General features: G+C 49.0%; 11 protein-coding genes. 3 read left to right on the top strand and 8 right to left on the bottom strand.

All coding sequences use genetic code 11. From position 1 onward, the window contains the following. From KDK17_RS13700 to KDK17_RS13690, 3 genes are all read right to left on the bottom strand, one after another. Positions 1-1,284: hypothetical protein (locus KDK17_RS13700; protein WP_257288286.1), on the bottom strand; the 1,284-nt coding region annotated here is incomplete at its 3' end. A gap of 123 nt (positions 1,285-1,407) precedes the next feature. Next, positions 1,408-3,552, bottom strand: coding sequence for a hypothetical protein (locus tag KDK17_RS13695; RefSeq protein ID WP_257280682.1), 2,145 nt, complete (start codon positions 3,550-3,552; stop codon positions 1,408-1,410). A gap of 141 nt (positions 3,553-3,693) precedes the next feature. Next, entirely contained in the window at positions 3,694-4,020 is a 327-nt protein-coding gene (locus KDK17_RS13690) for a hypothetical protein (RefSeq protein ID WP_257288285.1), read from the bottom strand. A 337-nt stretch (positions 4,021-4,357) separates the two neighbouring features. On the opposite strand from KDK17_RS13690, the gene KDK17_RS13685 reads away from it, so the two are divergent. The 3 genes from KDK17_RS13685 to KDK17_RS13675 all read left to right on the top strand — a co-directional run bounded on the left by KDK17_RS13685 (position 4,358) and on the right by KDK17_RS13675 (position 10,857). Next, the gene (locus KDK17_RS13685; protein ID WP_257280681.1) at positions 4,358-6,409 is read left to right on the top strand and encodes a hypothetical protein; all 2,052 of its coding nucleotides are present in this window, start codon (positions 4,358-4,360) and stop codon (positions 6,407-6,409) included. 123 nt (positions 6,410-6,532) lie between these two features. Then, positions 6,533-8,491 carry a hypothetical protein gene (locus KDK17_RS13680; RefSeq protein WP_257254320.1) on the top strand — a complete coding sequence of 653 codons (1,959 nt, stop codon included), beginning with the start codon at positions 6,533-6,535 and terminating at the stop codon, positions 8,489-8,491. Positions 8,492-8,637: 146 nt separating this feature from the next. Then, positions 8,638-10,857: a hypothetical protein gene (locus KDK17_RS13675; protein ID WP_257288284.1), complete on the top strand. Its 2,220-nt coding sequence runs from the start codon at positions 8,638-8,640 to the stop codon at positions 10,855-10,857. 86 nt (positions 10,858-10,943) lie between these two features. Here KDK17_RS13675 and KDK17_RS13670 read toward each other — a convergent pair whose 3' ends face one another. The 5 genes from KDK17_RS13670 to KDK17_RS13650 form a co-directional block, all read right to left on the bottom strand. Beyond that, positions 10,944-12,740 (bottom strand): hypothetical protein, encoded by a 1,797-nt coding sequence (locus KDK17_RS13670; RefSeq protein WP_257280679.1) that lies wholly within the window; start codon positions 12,738-12,740, stop codon positions 10,944-10,946. A 307-nt stretch (positions 12,741-13,047) separates the two neighbouring features. Continuing rightward, the gene (locus KDK17_RS13665; RefSeq protein WP_257280677.1) at positions 13,048-14,781 is read right to left on the bottom strand and encodes a hypothetical protein; all 1,734 of its coding nucleotides are present in this window, start codon (positions 14,779-14,781) and stop codon (positions 13,048-13,050) included. 119 nt (positions 14,782-14,900) lie between these two features. After that, the gene (locus KDK17_RS13660; RefSeq protein ID WP_257254068.1) at positions 14,901-16,781 is read right to left on the bottom strand and encodes a hypothetical protein; all 1,881 of its coding nucleotides are present in this window, start codon (positions 16,779-16,781) and stop codon (positions 14,901-14,903) included. Positions 16,782-16,797: 16 nt separating this feature from the next. Further along, on the bottom strand, positions 16,798-18,729 hold the full coding sequence (locus KDK17_RS13655) for a hypothetical protein (protein ID WP_257288283.1): 1,932 nt from the start codon (positions 18,727-18,729) through the stop codon (positions 16,798-16,800). A gap of 129 nt (positions 18,730-18,858) precedes the next feature. Next, positions 18,859-20,451: a hypothetical protein gene (locus KDK17_RS13650; RefSeq protein WP_257280674.1), complete on the bottom strand. Its 1,593-nt coding sequence runs from the start codon at positions 20,449-20,451 to the stop codon at positions 18,859-18,861. Between the last annotated feature and the right edge of the window lie 96 nt (positions 20,452-20,547).

The raw sequence follows: 20,547 nt of genomic DNA, 5'->3' as shown, positions 1-20,547 counted from the left end.
GTCTCTGCTTTTGTGATCTGACAGGGCATGAGCATTTCTGCAGACCTTTCCGCAGACTCGCTGCCGACCATCCTCTTCGACCAGGATAACATCACATGTTTTTTGCCCACTGTGGATTCTACTTTTGTGAGACGACAGGCTATTAGCATTCTTGAAGAGCTTCCCGCATGGCCGCTGCTGGCCATCTTCCCTGAACACAATCAGGTCACAGATTTTTTGCTCCGTGTCGTATTTTTTTTTGTGATCTGACAGGGATTGTTGGCAATGGGTAGTCGCTACGGGTGTGAGACAACTCGAAGCTGATATACCCATTGGGCCTGTGAAACAGACAACCGAACAAGAAATCCCGCCTTCTTCTGGAAGAGTACGAGCACCCAGACTAAGTAACCCATCGATTATAATCTGGTCATCATCGGTGACAGGTGAACTCTCAGACATTTGCAGATCATCATTGAGTCGCTCATCAGGGGCAGTGCCAGAGGCCAGCCCTGCATTCATCGAATGTGTAGCGTATCCGGGGTCAAAATAGTGTCTGTAACCAAGGTCGTCTTCATTGGCCGAATGAGGGCGTAAGCTTTGTCCGGGTGTTGCTCCTGCTGGCCGGAATTGACAAACGCCATGACAGGGGTGAACGAAACAATTTAAACCTAAACTGTGCAAATGTTCTTGTGGACTTCCAGTACCATCGCCAGAGTCAAAATACAGGAGTTGAGTGAAAGAGCCAGCAGGATGGCTGTTAGCTGCCAGGACTTGCCGGCAGGATGATTCTGATGGCAAGTTTTGTGGTGGGTTTTCAACAGAGCCATGCATCATGGTAATAGTCACAAACGGGTGATCTCCCTCCATCAGCACAAAGATTCCCTCCTGTTGTTCAGTCGATTTATAGAGCGGTGAATCGAGGTTCCAACAGCCTTTTAAGAGCCAGACAACACCGAAAACTACTTCAACAGATAGCCATGAGCTTGCAGGAGCATCTTTGGTGGTCATAATCAGTTCGTAAGCAACCAAAAGATGAATGGCATAAAGCCATTGCCACGAAATCGTCTCAATAATCACCGCTCTTGCTCCGTAACCTCCAGGTCTGCGTTGTTTTTCATCAGGCGACTTTGGTCTTGCGTAGCCATTGGTTCCGGTAAAGTCTGACGGGGTGCCTGATAATGAATACCGTTGAAGTTTTTTAGAAATGTTCTGTTCTGGAAAACCTGCATCCTGTTCAAGCTCGACAATATGATGCCTTGTCAATGCTTCGGTCTGGCAGACGACAAACAGCAACAGTAACAACAATGGCAAAAACAGTGGTAACAGCAGTGCCCCAAAAAGTGAGTGTTTAATAATTCTATCCTTGAGTTCTGGTTCTGAGAGAGAAAGGATAGATCAAGAAAACCTCCTGAAAGGACGGGTGTCAGATCAAGGACTGAGGTCATCGTTCTGGTCCAAATCAACAGGCTTGCGTTTTCGATGCACTCTTTTGTGATTAAAGAGGGCTCGAGCATTCCTGCAGACTGTCCCACATGGTTTCGGCTGGCCATGCTCCCCGACTACGGTGAAGTCACAGGTTTGATGGCCGGTGTGGTCTCTGAATTTATGATCTGCCAGGTTTTGAGCATTCATGCAGACCTTTCCGCATGGCTGTGGCTGGCCATCTTCGCCAAACACTTTTGCTCCACAGGTTTTTGGCCCGCTGTGCTTTTTTCTTTTGTGATTACTCAGGCTGCGAGCATTCTTGTATACCTTCCCGCATTGCCTCGACTGGCCATCCACCCCGACTGCTGTGAGATTACAGACTTGCTGCCCGGTGTGCTCTAGTCTTTTATGATGCGACAAAGATATTGCACTCTTGCAAACCGCATTGCATCCTTGCTGCTGGCTATCCTCCCCAACCACGATCAGGTGACAGGTTTGTTGCCCTCTGTGCTCTCTTCTTTTGTGACTTAGCAGGGCGTAAGCATTATTAGAGACCTTCCCGCATGGCCGCGGCAGGCCATCCTCCCCGACCATGGTCAGGTCACAGGTTTGTTGACCGCTGTGGACTCTGCTTTTGTGATCTGCCAAGGCCCGAGTATTCTTGCAGACTTTCCCACATGACCACTGCTGACCATCCTCTCCGACCACGATCACGCCGCAGGTTTTATGCCCACTGTGGATTCTGTTTTTGTGAACTGACAAAGCATTAGCATTCTTGCAGACCGTCCCGCATGGTCGAGGCTGGCCATCCTCCCCAATCACTGATTCGTCACAGATTCGTTGCCCTCTATGGTATTTGCTTTTGTGACATGACAGGGATCGAGCACTCTTGCAAACTGCACCGCATGGACGCTGTTGGCCATTCGTCTCGTTCACTGTCTCGTCACAGGTTTTTTGTTCGCTATGGACTCTGCTTTTGTGATCCCACAGGGCTTGAGAATTCTTACAGTATTTACCGCACGGTCGCTTCTGGCCATCCTCCCCGACCACGGTCACGTCACAGCTTTTTTGTTCAGTGTCGTATTTTTTTGTGTGATCTGACTGAGCTTGTTGCCATTGGCTAGCCACTCTGGTGATGAGACAACCGAGAGATGAAAAACCTTTTAGTCGTGAGGAATGGGCAATCGTACAGGAAATTCCATTTTTTTCTGGAAGACTATGACCTCCCAGACTGAGTAGCCCATCGATTATAACCTGGTCATCAGCTTTAGCAGATAAATTCCCGGGGATTTGCACATCTTCATTAAGTGTCCCGTCAGGGACAGTAGTAGATGTGAGCCCTACAGTCATTGAACGTGAAGCGTATCCAGAATCAAAATAGTGTATGCAACCATGGCAGTGTTTATTAACCGAATGAGGGTTTGAACTTTGTCCGGCTGATGTTCCTGATGGCCGGAATTGACAGACGCCATGACAAGGGTGAACGAAACAACTTAAACCTAAAGTGTGCGAGTAATGATGAGGGTCTCCGTTACCACCATCAGAGTCAGGATGCAGGAGATGAGTGAAGTAGCCTTTAGGGTGGATGATGGCTGACGGGACTTGCTGGCCGAACGATTCTGATGGCGTGTATTGAGGTGGGTTATCTCCAGAGCCGGGCATCACAGTTGTGATCGCAAACATATAACCCTCCTTTGTCAGCACGGAGGTTGCCACCTGTTGTTTAATCGGTTTAAACAGCGGTGAACAGAGGTTCCAATAGCTTTTTAAAAGCCAGCCGACAGCGAAAACGACTTCTACAGGTAACCATGAACAGGAGATGACGCTTATAGGGGCATCTTTGGTGGTCAGGATCAGATTATAAGCTACCAAAAGATGAGGGCCATCAAGCCATTGCCATGAAAGCGACTCCATGATGATCGTTTTTCCTCCATAACCTCCAAACCTGTGCCGATTTTCATCAAGCAGCGAAGTTGATCCTGCGTAGTCGTAGGTGTCGGTGAAGCCTGACGAGTCGCCCGGTTCTATACACCGGTGAGGCTTTATGAAAATGTTCTGTTTTGGAGAGCCTGCATCCTGTTCAAGCTTGACAATAAAATGTCTTGTCAACGCTTCGGCCTGACAGACGACAGACAACGATATTAGCAACAGCAGTGTCCCAAAGAGTGAGCCTTTAATAATTCTATCCTTGCGTTCAGATTGACAGAGAGGAAGGATAGATCAAGAAAATTAGTATGTTTTTCTCTCAGAGACCTTTCGCTGAAGCAGAAGATGGCACCAGACATAACTTCACTCGTTGTGCTCCACATCGAGAGGCTTGCGTTTCCGATGTCTTTTTTTGTGATCCGACAGAGCACTGGCATTCCTGCAGAGCTTCCCACATTGCCGCAGCAGGCCATCCTCACCGACCTCTATTACGTTGCACGAGGTTTGCCCGGCAGGTCGGGTTGTATCGGCTGTCCCGGCATCTTTTGATTCTGAGGCGACCCCGTCTGAGGCGACCACGTCCGAAGAGTTACAGCTATTGGTTGGTTTACTATCTCTGTTATGTGCCTGACATAGATGATCATTCGCACATTGGAACTGAATGGCAGGGGGACTATTTAATGCTTCCAAAGGTAAATACATTAAAGCGAGGTTTTAAGATGCTTTGCCAGTGAATGGGTGTGTTGCACGAAAGGTGACTGCTTGAGGTAATGGGCTTGCAGAATACTTGCTATCGGTCACCTATTCACCCTTTCATATCAAGCTTTGTCTCGAAATTGTCCCCTACAGAGAGAGGTAACAAGGTTAGAATGAACAAATAACAGCCAGATCTGACAATAGCCCTTTCACGAGCTTTTCCTGATCTATCCTTCCTCTCTGTCCACCAGAATGTAGGGATAGAATTATTAAACATTCCCTCTTTGCAGCACTGCTGTTGCTGATGTCTGCCTTCTGTCAGGCGAAGTCGTTGACGGAACGTTTTGTTGTCGAGCTTGAGCAGAATTCCGGTTCCCCAAACAAAAGCTTTTCTATAAAGCGTGGCTGTCATACATTGACGCAGGATCCACCAGTCATTGCCAATACCAACGGCGATGCAGGACCAGATTTGCCGCCTGATAACAAACGACACAAATATAAAAGTTACGGAATAAAAACGACCCTTATTAAGTCGATTTCGTGGCAGTGGCTTCACGCTGCTCACCTGCTGGTGGGTTACGAACTGATCCCGGTCACCAAGGACGTGCGTCTGAGTTCCACCCCTTATTTATGGCTACCTATAGAAGTGGTTGTTGTCAGTTGGCTTTTAAAAAGCTACTGGAATCCCACTTCACCGCTGTTTAACCACAGTCAACACCAGGAGGCAGCCTCTGTGCTCACACAGGACGGTCAACCGTTTGCGATCATCACTATGATGCATGGCTCTGGTGATAACCGACCACAATGTACACCACTAGAATCATCCGGCCAGAGAGTCGGGATAGCGAGCTGTCACCCTGCAGGCTCTTTCAATCATCTCCTGTATTCTGACTCTGATGGCGGTGACGGAGGGCCCCGGGAAAACTCACACACTTTGGGTTTCAATTGTTTCGTTCATCCCTGTCATGGCGTTTGTCAATTTCCGGGAGCAAGATCGGGACAAAGCTCACGCTCTCATTCGCTGAATGAACACGGCCTTACTTGCATAGGCTATTTTGGTCCCGTAAACGCAATACACCCAATGAGTCCCGCGTCTGCCAGCAACAATGGCCCTGACGGGGCAGTGAAAGATGATGTACCAACACATCGGAATGTGCCTGTCTCTGCTGATGACTTGGTTATAATCGATGGGTTACTCAGGCTAAGTAATCCCGGTCTTCCAGAAGGAAGCGGGATTTCCTGTACAGCTCCCCGTTTCTCATACCCAATCGGGATTTCACCTCTGGGTCGCCTTCCTTCCTGCAACGTGACCGTGTTCGGGGAGGATGGTCTGCAGCGACCCTGCGGGAAAGTCTTCAAGAATGTTCGATCCATGTCATCTCACAAAAGCAAATACCACACCGGACAAAAAACCTGTGACCTGATAGTGGCAGGGAAAGATGGTCAACAACAGCCATGCGGGGAAGTCTTCATGAATGCTCATACTCTTGCGAATCACAAAAGAAGCGTACATAGCGGGCAAAAAACCTGCAACGCAACACTGTTCACAGAAGATAATCAGCCGCGACCATGCGGGACCATCTTCAAGAATGCCCAATCTCTGTCGACTCACAAAAGCCAATATCATACCGGGCAAAAAACTTGTGAGGTGACCGTAATCGGGGAGAAGGGTCTGCGGCGATCCTGCGGGAAGCTCTGCAAGACGGCTAGTGCCTTGTTGGTTCACAAAAGAAACGAACACATCGGCGAAAAAATCTGTGGCATGACCGTGCTCGGAGGGGATGGCCAGCCGCATCCCTGTAGGAAAGTTTGCAAGAAACCTCAAGAGCTGGCGGATCACAAAAGAAGAGACCACAGCAGACAGCAAACCTGTGAAGAGACAGACATTGGGGAGGATGGCTTGCAGCGACCATGCAGAAAGATCTTCAAGAATACTAAATCCCTGACGGAGCACAAAAGCAGATACCACAGAGGGCCACAAACCTGTGGTGCAACAGTGGTCGGTGAAGATGATCAGCCGCGACCATGCGGGACAGTTTGCAAGCATGGTAAAGCCCTTTCGGATCACAAAATTCAAGTCCACAGCGGGCAAAAAAGCTGTAAGGTGACCATGGTCGGGAAGGATGGCCAGCCACGGCCATGCGGCAAGATCTGCAAGAATGCTCATGCCCTTGCAAATCACAAAAGCAGACAGCACCGTGAGCCAAGAACCTGTGAAATGATAACAGTTGGGGTGGATGGACAGCAGCAGTCATGCGGAAAGATCTTTAAGAATGTTCATTCCCTGTCGGATCACAAAAGAAGACATCGAAAACGCCAGCGTGTTGATGAGAATCAGGACGACGACAGAGCTCCTGAAGAAGGTAAAGTGAAAAGTGAATAAGCAACGATCAGACCGGACAGCAGCGCTCCCACGAGCTTTTCTTGATCTATTCTTCCTCTCTGTCAACCGGAATGCAGGGATAGAAATATTAAACAATCACACCTTACTGCACTGGTGTTGCTGATGTTGTTGTCTAACGTCTGTCAGACCGAACTATTGACAGGATCTTTTATTGTTGAGCTTGACCAAAATGCAGATTATCCAAATCAGAGTTTTTCTATAAAGTATGGCTGTCATACATTGCCACATTACCCGCCTGTCATTGCCGCCTCTAAAGTTTATGCAGAGTCAGATTTGTCATCTTATAACAAACGACAAAAAACGTTCAGTTATCGAATAAAAACGATTTTTGTTGAGTCGATTACGTGGCAATGGCTTTACAGTTGGCACCTGCTGGTGGTTTACGAGCTGATCCTGACCACCAGAATCACCCCTCTTGGTTCCACCTATTATTCATGGCTACCTGCAGAAGTGGTTGTCGTTGTCAGTTGGCTTTTAAAAAGCGATTGGAACCTCAATGCACCGCTGTTTAAAGCGCTTGAACTGCAGGAGTCAAGATCCATGCTGATACAGGAGGAGGATCATCCATTTGCGAGCATCCCTATGATGTATGGATCGGGAGATAACCCAACACAATACCCACCCTCAGAATCATCGGGCCAGCAAGTTACCAAAGCCACCACTGAACCTGCACGCTCTTTTACCAGTCTCCAGTATTTTGTCTCTGGCGACGATGAAGGAGACTCTCAACAAAACTCACATACTTTAGGTTTAAATTGTTTTGTCCATCCCTGTCATGGCGTTTGTAATTTCCGGATATCATTCGATAGTACAGAGTCCGTTGAATCGCAGCAGAACTCTCTGAATAGCTCGTACCCGTATTTGGCTGATGGACACCGCTTAAGTTGCGTAGATCAGAATGATCTTTCTGACGTTCAACTCCCATTCGATTATGACCCTGTATTTGATGGAAACCCTGGAGACGAAGTCGCCCATACCACCGACGTTGCCGGGTCACTCATTGATGATGTGGCATTGTTCGAAACCCTACCTTCCAAGACAGAGGATTTTGAGGTCGTTAATAAGTCACTCGATTTGCGGTATCTTCTCGAAGGAGACCAGATACTCTTTACTCATGACCATTCAGAAAGACAACCAACCACCACCGAATCATCCCAATTGGATCAGAGCCAACTTCATCTTTCTCACGAAGGAGCAATACCAGTTACACACAACACTAGACAATTCATATGTGATGTAACTGTGGTTGAGGAGAATGGTCTGCGACGACCATGCGGAAAGGCCTGCAAGAACGCTCGCGTGCTGTCGAATCACAAATGCGGATACCACCGCGGGGAACGAATCTGTGATGTGATCGTGATCGGGGAGAATGGCCAGCAGCGGCAATGCGGAAACGTCTGCAATAATGCTAATGTCCTATGGGAGCACAGAAGAAAAGTTCACAGTGGGCAACAAATCTGTAACGTTACCGTGGTCGGAGAAGATGGACAGCCAAGACCATGTCGGATGGTCTTCAAGAATGTTCCATCTTTGTCAACTCACAAAACCAAATACCACACCGGGCAAAAAAACTGTGCCGTGACCATAATCGGGGAGAATGGCCGGCAGCGAGCATGTGGTGTGGTCTGCAAGAACGCTGCAGCCCTGTCACATCATAAAAGAAGAGAGCACTCCGGACAAAAAATCTGTGATTCAACTGTGGTCGGGGAGGATGGCCAGCTGCGGCCATGCGGGAAGGTTTGTAAAAATATTCAAGATCTGTTGGGTCACAGAGGCAAAGTCCACAGATTACAACAAATCTGTGACAAGTTCGTGTTCGGGGAGGATGGCCAGCTGCGGCCATGCGGAAAGGTCTGCAAGAATGCTCCTGCCCTGTCGCTTCACAAAAGACGAGATCACACCGGGCAAAAAGCCTGTGACGTGATAGTGTTCGAGGGGGATGGCCTGTCGCGGCAATGCGGAAAGATCTGCAAGAGTAAAGAAGAGCTGCATTATCACAGAAGAAAACATCGGAAACGCAAGCCTGTTGATTTGGCACAGGACAATGATATCAGTCCTTGATCTGGCACCCGCCGTTCACGAGTTTTTCTTGATCTATCCTTCCTCTCTGTTAACCAGAATGCAAGGATAGAATCATTAAGCACTCTCTTTTTGCAGCACCGTTGTTGCTGATATTGTTGTTATCTGTCGCATGTCACGCGGAACCGTTGACAGAATGTTTTGTTGTCGCGTTTGAACAGAATACAGGCTCTCCAAACAAAAGCTTTTCTATAAAGCCTGTCCGGCACACGTTGACACACAGCCCGTCAGTGATTGCCAAAACAAACAGCTATGCAGAACCCGATTTACCATCTGATAACAAGCGACATAGACCTGGCAGTTACGAAATGAAAACGCCCCTTGTTGAGTCGATTTTCTGGCAATCGCTTTACGTTTCCAATCTGCTGATGGGTTACGAACTGACCATGACCACCAAAGACGTCTCTCTTGGTTCGACCCCTTATTCATGGCTACCTGTAGAAGTGATTGTCGTTGTCAGTTGGCTTTTTAAAAGCTATTGGAACCCCCAATTATCCCTGTTTAACCCGATTGAACTACAGGAGGCAAACTCTGTACTGAGAGAGGGGGATGAGCCGTCTGCGACGATCAGTATGATGTATGGCTCTGGTGATAACCAAACACAATACCTGCCATCAGAATCAGCTGGCCACCGAGTCCCGGCAGCTAGCAGCCAACCTACAGGCTCTTTCGTTCGGCTCCAGTATTCTGACTCTGGCCGCAGTAACAGAGACCCTCATCAATATTTGCATAGTTTAGGTTTAAATTGTTTCGTCCATCCCTGCTGCGGTGTTTGTCAATTCCGGCCATCGGGAGCAACCCCCGAACAAATCTCATGTCCTTATTCAGAGAATATAAACATGCATAGTCGTATACAACATTTTGATTCTGGAAACGTAACGCAACCAATGAATTCAGGGGCCACCTATATTAATAAGCCTAACAGATCAGTCAATGACGATGTCCCAATGCCCGGGAATGTGCGTGTCTCTGTAAATGACCAGATTATAATTGATGTGTTACTTAGTTTAGGTGGTCGTAGTCTTCCAGAAGAAAACAGGACTTCCTGTACGCTTGCCCAATTTTCACGCCCGGTGGTGCCATCATCTTCGGGTTGTCTCCATTCCGGAGGGGTTACTCATTGCCAGCAAGCCCTTTCTAATCGTAAAAGAAGAGACTGCACCGTGCAGCTAACCTGTGACGTGATAGTGGCTGGAGAAGATGGCCAGCAACTACCGTGCGGGAAGGTCTGCAAGGGTCTTAGAACCCTGGAAAATCACAAAAGAAGAGCCCACACGGAGCAAAAAACATGTGACTTGAAAGTGGGCCGTAAGGATGGCCAGTCGAAGCCATGCGGAAAAACCTTCAAAAATGCGTTATCTCTGTCGGTTCATAAAAGCAGATCTCACAGTGGGCAACAAATCTGTGAGGTTAATGTGATCGGGGCGGATGGCCAGCGGCAGCCATGCGGAAAATCCTGCAAGAATACTCATGCTCTGTCCGAACATAAAAGAAGAAACCACGGCAGACATCAAACCTGTGAGGTAGCCGTGGTCGGAGATGATGGCCAGCAACGGCCGTGTGGGAAGGTCTGCGAGAATGCTAATAACCTTTCGATTCACAAAAGGAAACACCACACTGGGCAACAAACCTGTGACATATCCGTTGTCGGGGAGGACGGCCAACAGCGGTCATGTGGAACCGTCTGCAGTAATGTTCAGGAACTGTCATATCACAAAAGCAGGTACCACAGCGGACAACAAATCTGTGATATGAGTATGACCGGGGAGGATGGTGAGCTGCAGCCATGCGGGTCGGTCTGCAAGAATGCTCCCTCTATGGCAGTTCACAAAAGCAGATACCACAGCGGAAACAAAACCTGTGATGTGACCGTGGTCGGGGAGGGAGGGCAGCAGCGACCGTGCGGGTGGGTCTGTAAGAATGCTGGAGACCTGTCATCTCACAAAAAAAAAGTCCACACCGGCCAAAAAACCTGTGAAATAAGCGTGCCCGGGGAGGATGACCAGTCGCGGCCATGCGGGATGGTCTACAAAAATGCTCTGTCTCTGGCAGTTCACAAAAGCAAAGTCCACACCGGACAAAAAACCTGTGATGTGGCCGTGGTCGGGGAGAATGGCCAACAGCAACCCTGCGGGACGGTCTGCAAGAATGCTCAATCCCTGTCGTCACATAAAAGAAAAGAGCATACCGGGCAACGAAGCTGTGATGTAAAATTCGTCGGGGAGTGTGGCCAGGAACGAGCATACGCCAAGGTCTGCAAGAGTGCCAGTGCCCTGTCGGATCACAAAAGAAGACATCGGAAACGCAAGTTTGAAGACCTGAAGAAGGATGATGACCTTAACCCTTGAGCTGACACCTTCTCCTACAGAGCCTTGTTACTTTATCTTTTTTACTGTGAGAAATTTTTCATCACCAGGGGTGACAAAAAATTGTTTCAGTCACTCATGGTTGATTTATGAGTGGGGTGGTCGTCTTGATTCATATCAACAAGCTTGCGCTTTCGATGTATTCTTTTGTGATCCGCCAGGGCTTGAGCACTCTTGCAGACCTTCCCGCACGACTGTGGCTGTCCATCCTCTCCGACCACCTTTGCCTGACAGGTTTTTTCTCCGGTGTGGTATTTTCTTCTGTGATCCGACAGGGCTTTAGCATTGTTGAAGACCTTTCCACATGGCCGCTGCTGGCTATCTTCCCCGTCCGCGCTCACCTTACAGGTTTGTTGCCCGCTGTGGACTTTGATTTTGTGATCCGACAGGACTTTTGCATTCTTGCAGACGGTCCCACATGGTCGCGGCTCGCCGGCTTCCCCTACCACTGTCACACCACAGATTTGTGGCCCCCTGTGGTATTTGCTTTTGTGCTCCGACAGGGATTTACTATTCTTGAAGACCTTTCCGCATGGCCGCTGCAAGCCATCATCCCCGACCCTTGTCTCTTCACACGTTTGTTGTTCGCTGTGGTCCCTTCTTTTATGGTCCAACAGATCTTGCAGACTCTTCCGGGCCTTCCCACAGGGTTGCGGCTGACCATCCTCACCGATCACTATCACGTCACAGATTCTTTGCCCGCTGTGGTATCCACTCTTATGAGACGACAGGGCTTTGGCATTCCTGCTGACCTTCCCGCATGGCCGCTGCCGACCATCCTCTCCAACCACGGTCACGTCACAGGTTTGTTGCCCTGAATGTTCTCTGCCTCTGTGATCCGATAAGCTTTTAGCACCCTTGAAAATCATCCCGCATGGCTGCGGCTGTCCGTCCTTCCCAACCACTATCAGGTCACAGATCCTATGCCCGCTGTGGTACCCACTTTTGAGATATGACAGAGTTGTGACATTCATGCAGACCTTTCCACATGGCCGTTGTTGGAGATCCTCCCCGACCACTGCAATATCACAGACTTGCCTCCCTGTCCGCACTTGTTGTTTTCGATTAGACGGAGTTTGTTGGCAATGGGTAGCCCCTCCGGAAGGAAGACAACCCGGGGATTTTCGAAGACTGAGTAAACCATCCACTATAATCTCGTCATCAACGTTTAAGGGAACATTCCCGGGTATTTGCACATTATCATTGAGTATCTCGTCAGGGTCACTGATAGAGACTGCTTCTGCACTCACTGGTTGTCTGGCATTTCCAGGACCAAAATGGTTTGTGCAACCAAGACAGTGTTCATTCACCGAATGAGGGCACGCGCTTTGTCCGGGTGTTGCTCCCGATGGCTGGAATTGACAAACGCCATGACATGGATAAGCGAAACAATTTAAACCTAAAGTGTGTGAGAACTCTTGAGGGCCTCCTTTACCATCGCCTAAGTCAGAATACATAAGACGAATGAAAAAACCTCTAGGGTAAATGGTGGCTTCCCGGACTTGCTGACCGGATGGTTCTGATGGTGGATCTTGTGGTGGATTACCACCAGAGCCATACATCAGAGTGATGGTCGCAAACGGATAATCCCTCCGTGTCAAAATAGTAGTTGCCCCCTGTTGCTCAATCGGATTAAACAGGGGTGATTCGGGGTTCCAATAGTTTTTAAAAAGCCAACCGAAAATGACGACCACTTCTACAGGCAGCCATGAATAAGGTGCGCAGCATAGAGGGGCGTCTTTGCTGGTCAGGATCAATTCGTGACCCACCAGCAGGTGAGTGGCGTAAAGCCATTGCCACGAAATCGACTTAATAGGGGTCTTTTTTATTCCGTAACGGCTAGATCTGTGTCGTTTGTCATCCATTGACAAACCTGGTCCCGCGTCGCCGTTGGTTTTGGCAATGACTGACGGACACTTAGACGATCTATGACAGCCACGCTTTATAGAAAAGCTTTTTTTTGGAGAATCTGGATTTGATTCAAGCTTAACAAAAAAATGTTCTGTCAATGCTTCGACCTGACAGACGACAGACAACAACAATATCGGCAACAGCAAGGCTGCAAAGAAGGAGTGTTTAATAATTCTATCCTTGCATTCTGGTGGACAGAGAGGAAGGATAGATCAAGAAAAGCTGGAGAAAGGACTGCTGTCAGATCTGACCGTTACTTATTCACTTTACCCTTTTCGCCTCAACTTCTTTAGAAGTGAAGGCATCATTCTGGTTCACATGAACAGGCTTGCGTTTTCGATGTTGTTTTTTGTGATCCGACAGGGCGCGGGCATTCCTAAAGACCCTCCCGCATGGCCGCTGCTGACCATCCTCCCCGATTACGGCGATGCTACAGGTTTTTTGCCCGGTATGGTATTCGCTCTTGTGAGTCGACAGGGCTTTGGGATTCTTGCAGACCGTCCCGCATGGCCTTAACTGGCCATCCCTCACGATTACAATCACGTCACAGGTTTTTTGCCCTTTGTGGAGCCTTACTTTATGATCCGACAGGACTTTACGATTCTTGCAAATATGTCCGCAGGGCCGCGGTTGGCCATCCTCCCCGAGCACGTTCACGTCGCAGGTTTTTTGCCTACTGTGCTCTCTGATTTTGTGATTCGTCAGAACATGAGCATTCCTGCAAACCACCCCGCATGGCCACGACTGACCATCCTCCCCAACCACTGTCTCGTCACAGATTTTTTGGCTGCTGTGCTCTTTTCTTTTATGTTCCGAGAGGTCATGAATATGCTTGCAGACCACTCCACATGGCCGCGGCCGGCCATCCTCTCCGATCACAGTTACTCCACAAGTTCGTTGCCCGCTGTGCTCTCTTCTTTTGTGCCCCGACAGGGCATAAGCACTTTTGCAGACCTTTCCGCATGGTTCCGGTCGGCCAGCTTTTCTTACCACTGGTACGCTACAGCTTCGTTGCCGGCTGCGTTCTCTTCTTTTGCGCTCTGACAGGACATGAGCATTCTTGCAGACCTTCCCACATGGCGGCTGCTGAACCTCGTTCTCAACCAGTCTCACGTCACAGGTTGGAGGACAAACCGAGGCTGAAGCCCCCATTGAGTCTGTGAAATGGGGAGTCGTACAGGAAATCCCATTTTTTTCCGGAAGACTGCGATCACTTAGACAGAGTAATCCATCAATTATAACCTGATCATCAGCAGAAACAGGCTTATTCACGGACACGGGCACATCGTCTTTAGCTGGGCCGTTAGGGTCATTGGTATAGGTGGAGCCTGCGCTCATCGAGTATATAGCGTTTCCAGGACCAAAATGACGTTTGCAAACAAGGCAGCGTTCATTCAACGAATGATAACATGAGCTTTCTGGCGACGTTGCAACTGATGGCCCGAATTGACAAAAGCCGTGACAGGGATGGACAAAACAATGCAAACCTAAAGTGTGTGAGTACTGTTGAGGGTCTCCGTTACCGTCGCCAAAGTCAGAATACAGGAGACTGGTGAAAAAGCCTATAGGCTGGATATTAGCTTCCGGGACTTGCTGGCCAGATGACTCTGATGGCGGGTATTGTGGTGTTTTATCGCCAGAGCCATGCATCATTGCCATGGTCTCAAACGGGCAATCCCCCAGTGTCAGCGCAGAGATCAACTCCTGTTGCTCAATCGGATTTAACAGGGGTAAATCAGGGTTCCGGCAGTTTTTTAAAAGCCAACTGACAATCAGAGCCATTTCTATTGGCAGCCATGAACAAGAGCTGGAGTTTAGAGGAGAGTCTCTGCTGGTCAGGATCGGTTCATAACCAACCAACAGGTTTGTGGCGTGAAGCGATTGCAACGAAATTGACTCAAAAAGGGCTGTTTTTATCCCGCAACTGCATGGTCCTTCGACAATGAAATGACCTGTCAAAGGTTCGGCCCGACAGACGACAGATAATAGCAACATCAGCAATAGCATTGCTGCAAAGGGTGAGTTTTGAATAATTCTGTCCCTGCATTCTGATATACAGAAAGGAAGGATAGATCAAGAAAACCTCGTGAAAGGGCTTCTGTCAGTTCTGACTGTTACTTATTCACTTTGCCCTCATCAGGACTGAGGCCTTCGTCCTGATTCACATCAACAGGCTTGCGTTTACGTTGTCTTCTTTTGTACTCCGACAGGTCATGAGCATTCCTGAAGGCCTTTCCGAATGACCTCGGCTGGCCATCCTCCCCGACCACGATCATTTCGTAGGTTTTTTGTTCGCTGTGAGCCCTGCTTTTGTGAATTGACAGAGATAGCACATTCCTGCAAACCCTTCCGCATGGCCTCGGCTGGCCGTCCTCCCCGACCACGGCCACGTCGCAGGTTTTTTGCCCGCTATGAGCTCTGCTTTTGTGATCGGACAAAGATGACACACTCTTGCAGACCTTTCCGCATTGCTTCGGCTGGCCATCCCCCCCGACCACGGTCACGTCGCAGGTTTTTCGCCCGCTGTGATCTCTGTATTTGTGAACTGACAAAGATGACGCATTCTTGCATACCTTTCCGCACGCCCTCGGCTGGCCATCTTCCCCGACCACAAGCACTTTGCAGGTTTTTTGCCCGCTGTGATTTCTGCTTTTGTGAACCGACAAGGATGACGCATTCTTGAGAACCTTTCCGCATGGCCGCAGCTGGCCATCTTCCCCGACCTCGGTCACATCACAGGTTTGTTGACCGCTATGGTCCCTTCTTTTATGATCCGACAGGGCTTTAGCATTCTTGAAGACCCGCTCGCATGGCCCTTGTTGGCCATCCTCACCAACCACTTTTTCGACACAGGTTTGTTGCCCCGAGTGGGCTCTTATTTTGTGATTCGACAAGGCCACAGCATTGTTGCAGACCTTCCCGCATGGCCGCTGTTGGCCATCCTCTGAGACCACTGTTATGTCACATTTTTTTTGCCCGCTGTGATCCCTGCTTTTATGAACTGATAGCAATTTCGCATTCTTGAGGATCTTTCCGCATGGCCGCATCTGGCCGTCTTCCCTGACCACGGTCACGTCACAGGTTTTTTGCCCGGTGTGAGCTCTTATTTTGTGATCCGACAGAGCTCGAGTACCCTTGCAGACCTTACCACATGACTCTTGTCGGCCATCTTCTCCGGCCACGGTCACGTCACAGGTTCGCTGTCCGGTACGGTTTCTTCTTTTATGATTCGACACGGTTTGCTGGCAATGGGTAACCCCTCCGGAAGGAAGACAACCCGCAGGCGAAGACACCACTGGGCGTGTGAAATAGGCAAACGTACAGGAAATCCCCTTTTCTCCTCGAGGACCAGAACCACGCAGGCTGAGTAAACCGTTGATTATCATCTGGTCATCAACAGAGACAGGCACATTCCCGGGCATGGGTGCATCATCATTGGCTGAACCGTCAGGGTCTTTAGTGTAGGCCGACCCCGGACTCATTGAGTGTGTTGCGTTTCCAGAATCAAAATGGCGTATACAACCATGGCAGTGTTCATTCACCGGGTAACGGCATGAGTTTTGCGCGGGTGTTGCTCCTGATAGCCGGAATTGACAAACACCATAACAGGGGTGGACGAAACAATTTAAATCCAAAGTGTGTGTGGATTGTTCAGGATCTCCGTTACCGTCGCCAGAGTCGGAATACAAGAGACCAGTGAATGAGCCTCCAGACTGAGCAGTAGTTTCCTGCGGGACTCGCTGGCCGGATGATTCTGATGGCCGGTACTGCGATGGGTTATCAACAGACCCATACACCATTATGATGGTCGCATACGGTTGGTCACCCTTTATCAGCACAGATGTTGCCTCCCGTTGTTCATCTGCATTTTGTCGAAGTTCGATAACAAAACGTTCTGTCAATGGTTCGGCCCGACAGACGACAGATAACGACACTAGCAACAGCATTTCTGCAAAGAGTGAGTGTCGAAGAATTCTATCCTTGCGTTCTGGCATAGAAAGGAAGGATAGATCACCTTATGAGAGGATGGGTGTCAGATCCGGGACCGAGGTCATCGTTCTGAGCCGAATCAACAAGCTTGCGTTTTAAGTGTTTTCTCTTGTGCTTTGTCAGGGATCTGGAATTCTTACAGACCAGGCCACATAGCCGCTGTTGGCCATCCTCTCCGACCACGCTTACGTCACAGGTTTTTCGCTCGCCGTGGGCGCTTCTTTTGTGATCCGACAGTGCCTGAGCGTGCCTGCAGACTCTCCCACATAACCGTGGCTTGCCATCCTCCTCAACCACGGTCACGTCACAGATTTTTTGTCCGGTGTGGACTTTGCTTTTGTGACACGACAGAGCCTGAACATTCTTGCAGACAGCACCGCATGGCCGTAACTGGTCATCCTCTCCGACCACTTTTATGTCACAGTTTTTTGGCCCGCTGTGCTCTCTTCTTTTGTGATTCGTCAGTCTTCGAGCATTCTCACAGAGCTTTCCACATGGCCGGGGTTGGCCATCCCCCCCTACCCATGTTTCGTCACAGATTTTTTTTCCGGTGTGGTATCTGCTTTTGTGAACCGATAGGTCTCTGGCATTCTTGCAGACCTTCCCGCATGCCCATTGCTGGCCACCCTCTCCCATCACGATCACGTCACAGGTTTGTTGCCCGCTGTGGGCTACTCTTTTGTGATCCACGAGAATTTTGGCACATTCGCAAACTACCCCGCATGGCTGCTGCTGGCCATCCTCCCCGACCACGATCACGTCACAGGTTTTTGGCCCGCTATGATCTTTGCTTTTGTGAACTGACAGAACTAGCGCATTCTTGCAGACTTTTGCGCATGGCCGCGGCTGTTCGTCCTCATCGATCACGGTCACGTCACAGCTTTTGTGCCCGCTGTGAAGCCTTCTTTTATGATACGCCAGAGCTTTAGTATTTTTGCAAACTTCCCCGCATGGCTTCAGCTGGCCATCCTCATCGACCAGGGCCAGGTCGCAGATCCTCTGCCCGGTGTGGTCTTTTCTTTTGTGATTCAACAGGGCCTGTTGGCAATGGGCTCCCCCTCCGGAAGCAAGACAACCTGAAGGTAAAGTCTTCATTGAGTGTGTAAAACGGGTAAACGCAAAGGAAATCCTGTTTTCTTCTGGAAGACCCTGACTACTTAGACTGAGTAGCCCACTGATGATAATCAGGTCGTCAGGGGTGACAGGCAAATTCCCGGGCAATGGCACATCACTACAGGTACGTCTGGTGGGGCCAGTGTTGTAGGCGAGCCCTGCACTTTGTCCGGGTGTTGCTTCTGATGACCGGAATTGACAAACCCCATAACAGGGATGGGCGAAACAATTTAAACCTAAAGTGTGTGAGTTTTGATGAGGGTTTCTGTTATTGTCACCAGACTCAGAATACAGAAGACGGGTGAAAAAACCTACAGGGGCGCTGGCGACTGCCGGAACTTGCTGGCCTGATGATTCTGATGGAGGGTATTGTTGCGAGTTATCTCCGGAGCCAGGCACCATAGAGATGATCGCAAACGAATGACCCTGACTCGCCTGTTGTTCAATCGGGCTAAATAGCGGTGAACCAAGATCCCAATAACTTTTTAAAAACCAACCAACAGCGAAAATCGCTTCTAAAGGCAGGCATGAACGAGAGGTAAAGCGAATAGAGGCATCTTTGGTGGTTAGGATCAGTTCACAAACAACCAGCAGGGGAGTGGTGTATAGCCAGTGCCATAGAATCGATTCAATGATGATCGTTTTTAGTTCGTAACCGACTGGTCTGTGTCGTTTGTCATTAAGCAGAAAATCTGTTCCTGTGCAGCCGTTTCTGTCAACAATGAATGACAAAGTACACGACAATGCACGCAGTACACACTTTATAGAGAAGCCCAGGTTTGGAAAAACTGCTTTCTGTTTATGCTCGACAATACAGCCTTCTTTCAATGGTTCAGCCATAGAGATGACAGACAGCGACAATAGCAGCAACAGCAGTGCTGCAGAGTATGAGTGTTTAATAATTCGATTCTTGCGTACTAATTTAAAGAGAAGAAGGATAGATCACCTCATGAAAGGAGGGTTGTCGGATCAAAGACTGAGGTCATTGTTCTGGTGCACATCAACAGGTTTGCGTTTTTGATGTTGTCTTTTATGGTTGGATAGGGCTTTAGCATTTTTACAGACCCTCCCGCATGGTCGCTGCTGACCATCCTCCCCGACCACGGCCTCGTCACAGGCTTGTTGCCCGGTGTGATACCACATTTTGTGATTTGACAGGGCCTGATCATTCTTGAAGATCTTCCCGCATGGTCGCTGCTGACCACCCTCCCCGACCACTGCCTTGACACAGATTCGTTGCTTGCCATGGGATTTTCTACGGTGATAACACAAGGTTATGGCATTGCTAAAGACCTTTCCGCATGGCCGTTGTTGACCATCTTCCCCGACCTTAACCACTTGACAGGTTTGTGGTCCGGTGTGGTCTCTTCTTTTGTGATCTGCCAGAACTTGAGTATTCCTGCAAACCTTTCCGCATAACTGCTGCAGGCCATCGTCCCCGACTACTGTCTCGCCACAGATTTTTTGCTCACAGTGGTACTTGCTCTTGTGAACCGACAGAGCCAGAGCATTCTTGCAGATTTTTCCACATGATCGCTGGCCATCCTTCCCGATCACGGTCACGTCACAAGTTTGTGGTCCACTGTGTTTTCTTCTTTTGTGATCCGACAGGGTCAGAGCATTCTTATAAACTGTTCCACATGGCCGCTGGTGTCCGCCTTCAACTACCATCACGTCACAAATTTGTTGGCTGCTGTGGTCTGCTCTTTTTTTATTCGAGAGAGCTTTAGCATTCTTGGAGATCTTCCTGCGTGGTTGCGTCTGGCGATCCTCCCCGACCACTTTCTCGTCATAGGTTGGCTGCTCGCTGTGGATATTTGCTTGGTCATCCAACAGTTCTTGTTGGCATTTTTTAGCTCCGAATATAATATTCTCGGGTACTGGCAGAGCTTGTAATGTATCTTTCCGGGAAAGATGCGTTTGACTCTGATCCAACAGACTAAGTGACTCAGTAATGAACTCAAAATCATTAACAGTGGAAAGCAAACCCCTGAGCATTAGTTCATCATCATTGAGTAAGCCGATAGCATCAGTTGTATAATCGATTAAGTCTGAGGCCACTCCGTTTCCATCAGAAGTATCAATTAGTATTCCGAAAATTGATTCTTCTTCGGAATGTTTAGCCTCTACAGTATCAGAAGTACCTAAGCAACCAGGACACTGTCTATTCGCCAAATGCGGGCATGAGTTTTGTTCGGGTGTTGCTCCCAATTGAGCAACGGATACTTCTGCCCTCGCCTCTGGAGTGTGGATCGTTGCATAGGGCTCTGCCAAGTGGAACTCAGCGGCACTTCTGCTATCAAATAATGGTCCGAACTGACAAACGCCACGACAAGGATGGACGAAACAATTCAGACCCAAAGTATGCAGGTGTTGTTGAGGGCCTCCATCACCGCCACCATGGCCGTAGTCAGTATTCTGAAGACTAGTGAAAGAGCCTCTGTAGTGGCTCATTGTCTCTGGGGCTTGCAGACCGGATGGTTCTGAAGGCGGGTATTGTTTTTGGCCATGTCCGGAGCCATGCATCATGGTGATGATCGCAGACGTTTGGTCTTGAGTCAACTGTACTTCCACCGGGTTAAACTGCGGTGAATCAGGGTTCCAATAACATTTTAAAAGCCAACCGACAGTGACAACCAATTCTGCAAGTAGCCATGA

The sequence above is a fragment of the Endozoicomonas sp. SESOKO2 genome, from assembly GCF_024606245.1.
GTDB lineage: Bacteria > Pseudomonadota > Gammaproteobacteria > Pseudomonadales > Endozoicomonadaceae > Endozoicomonas_A.
This window is presented reverse-complemented; position numbering and strand designations above follow the sequence as displayed.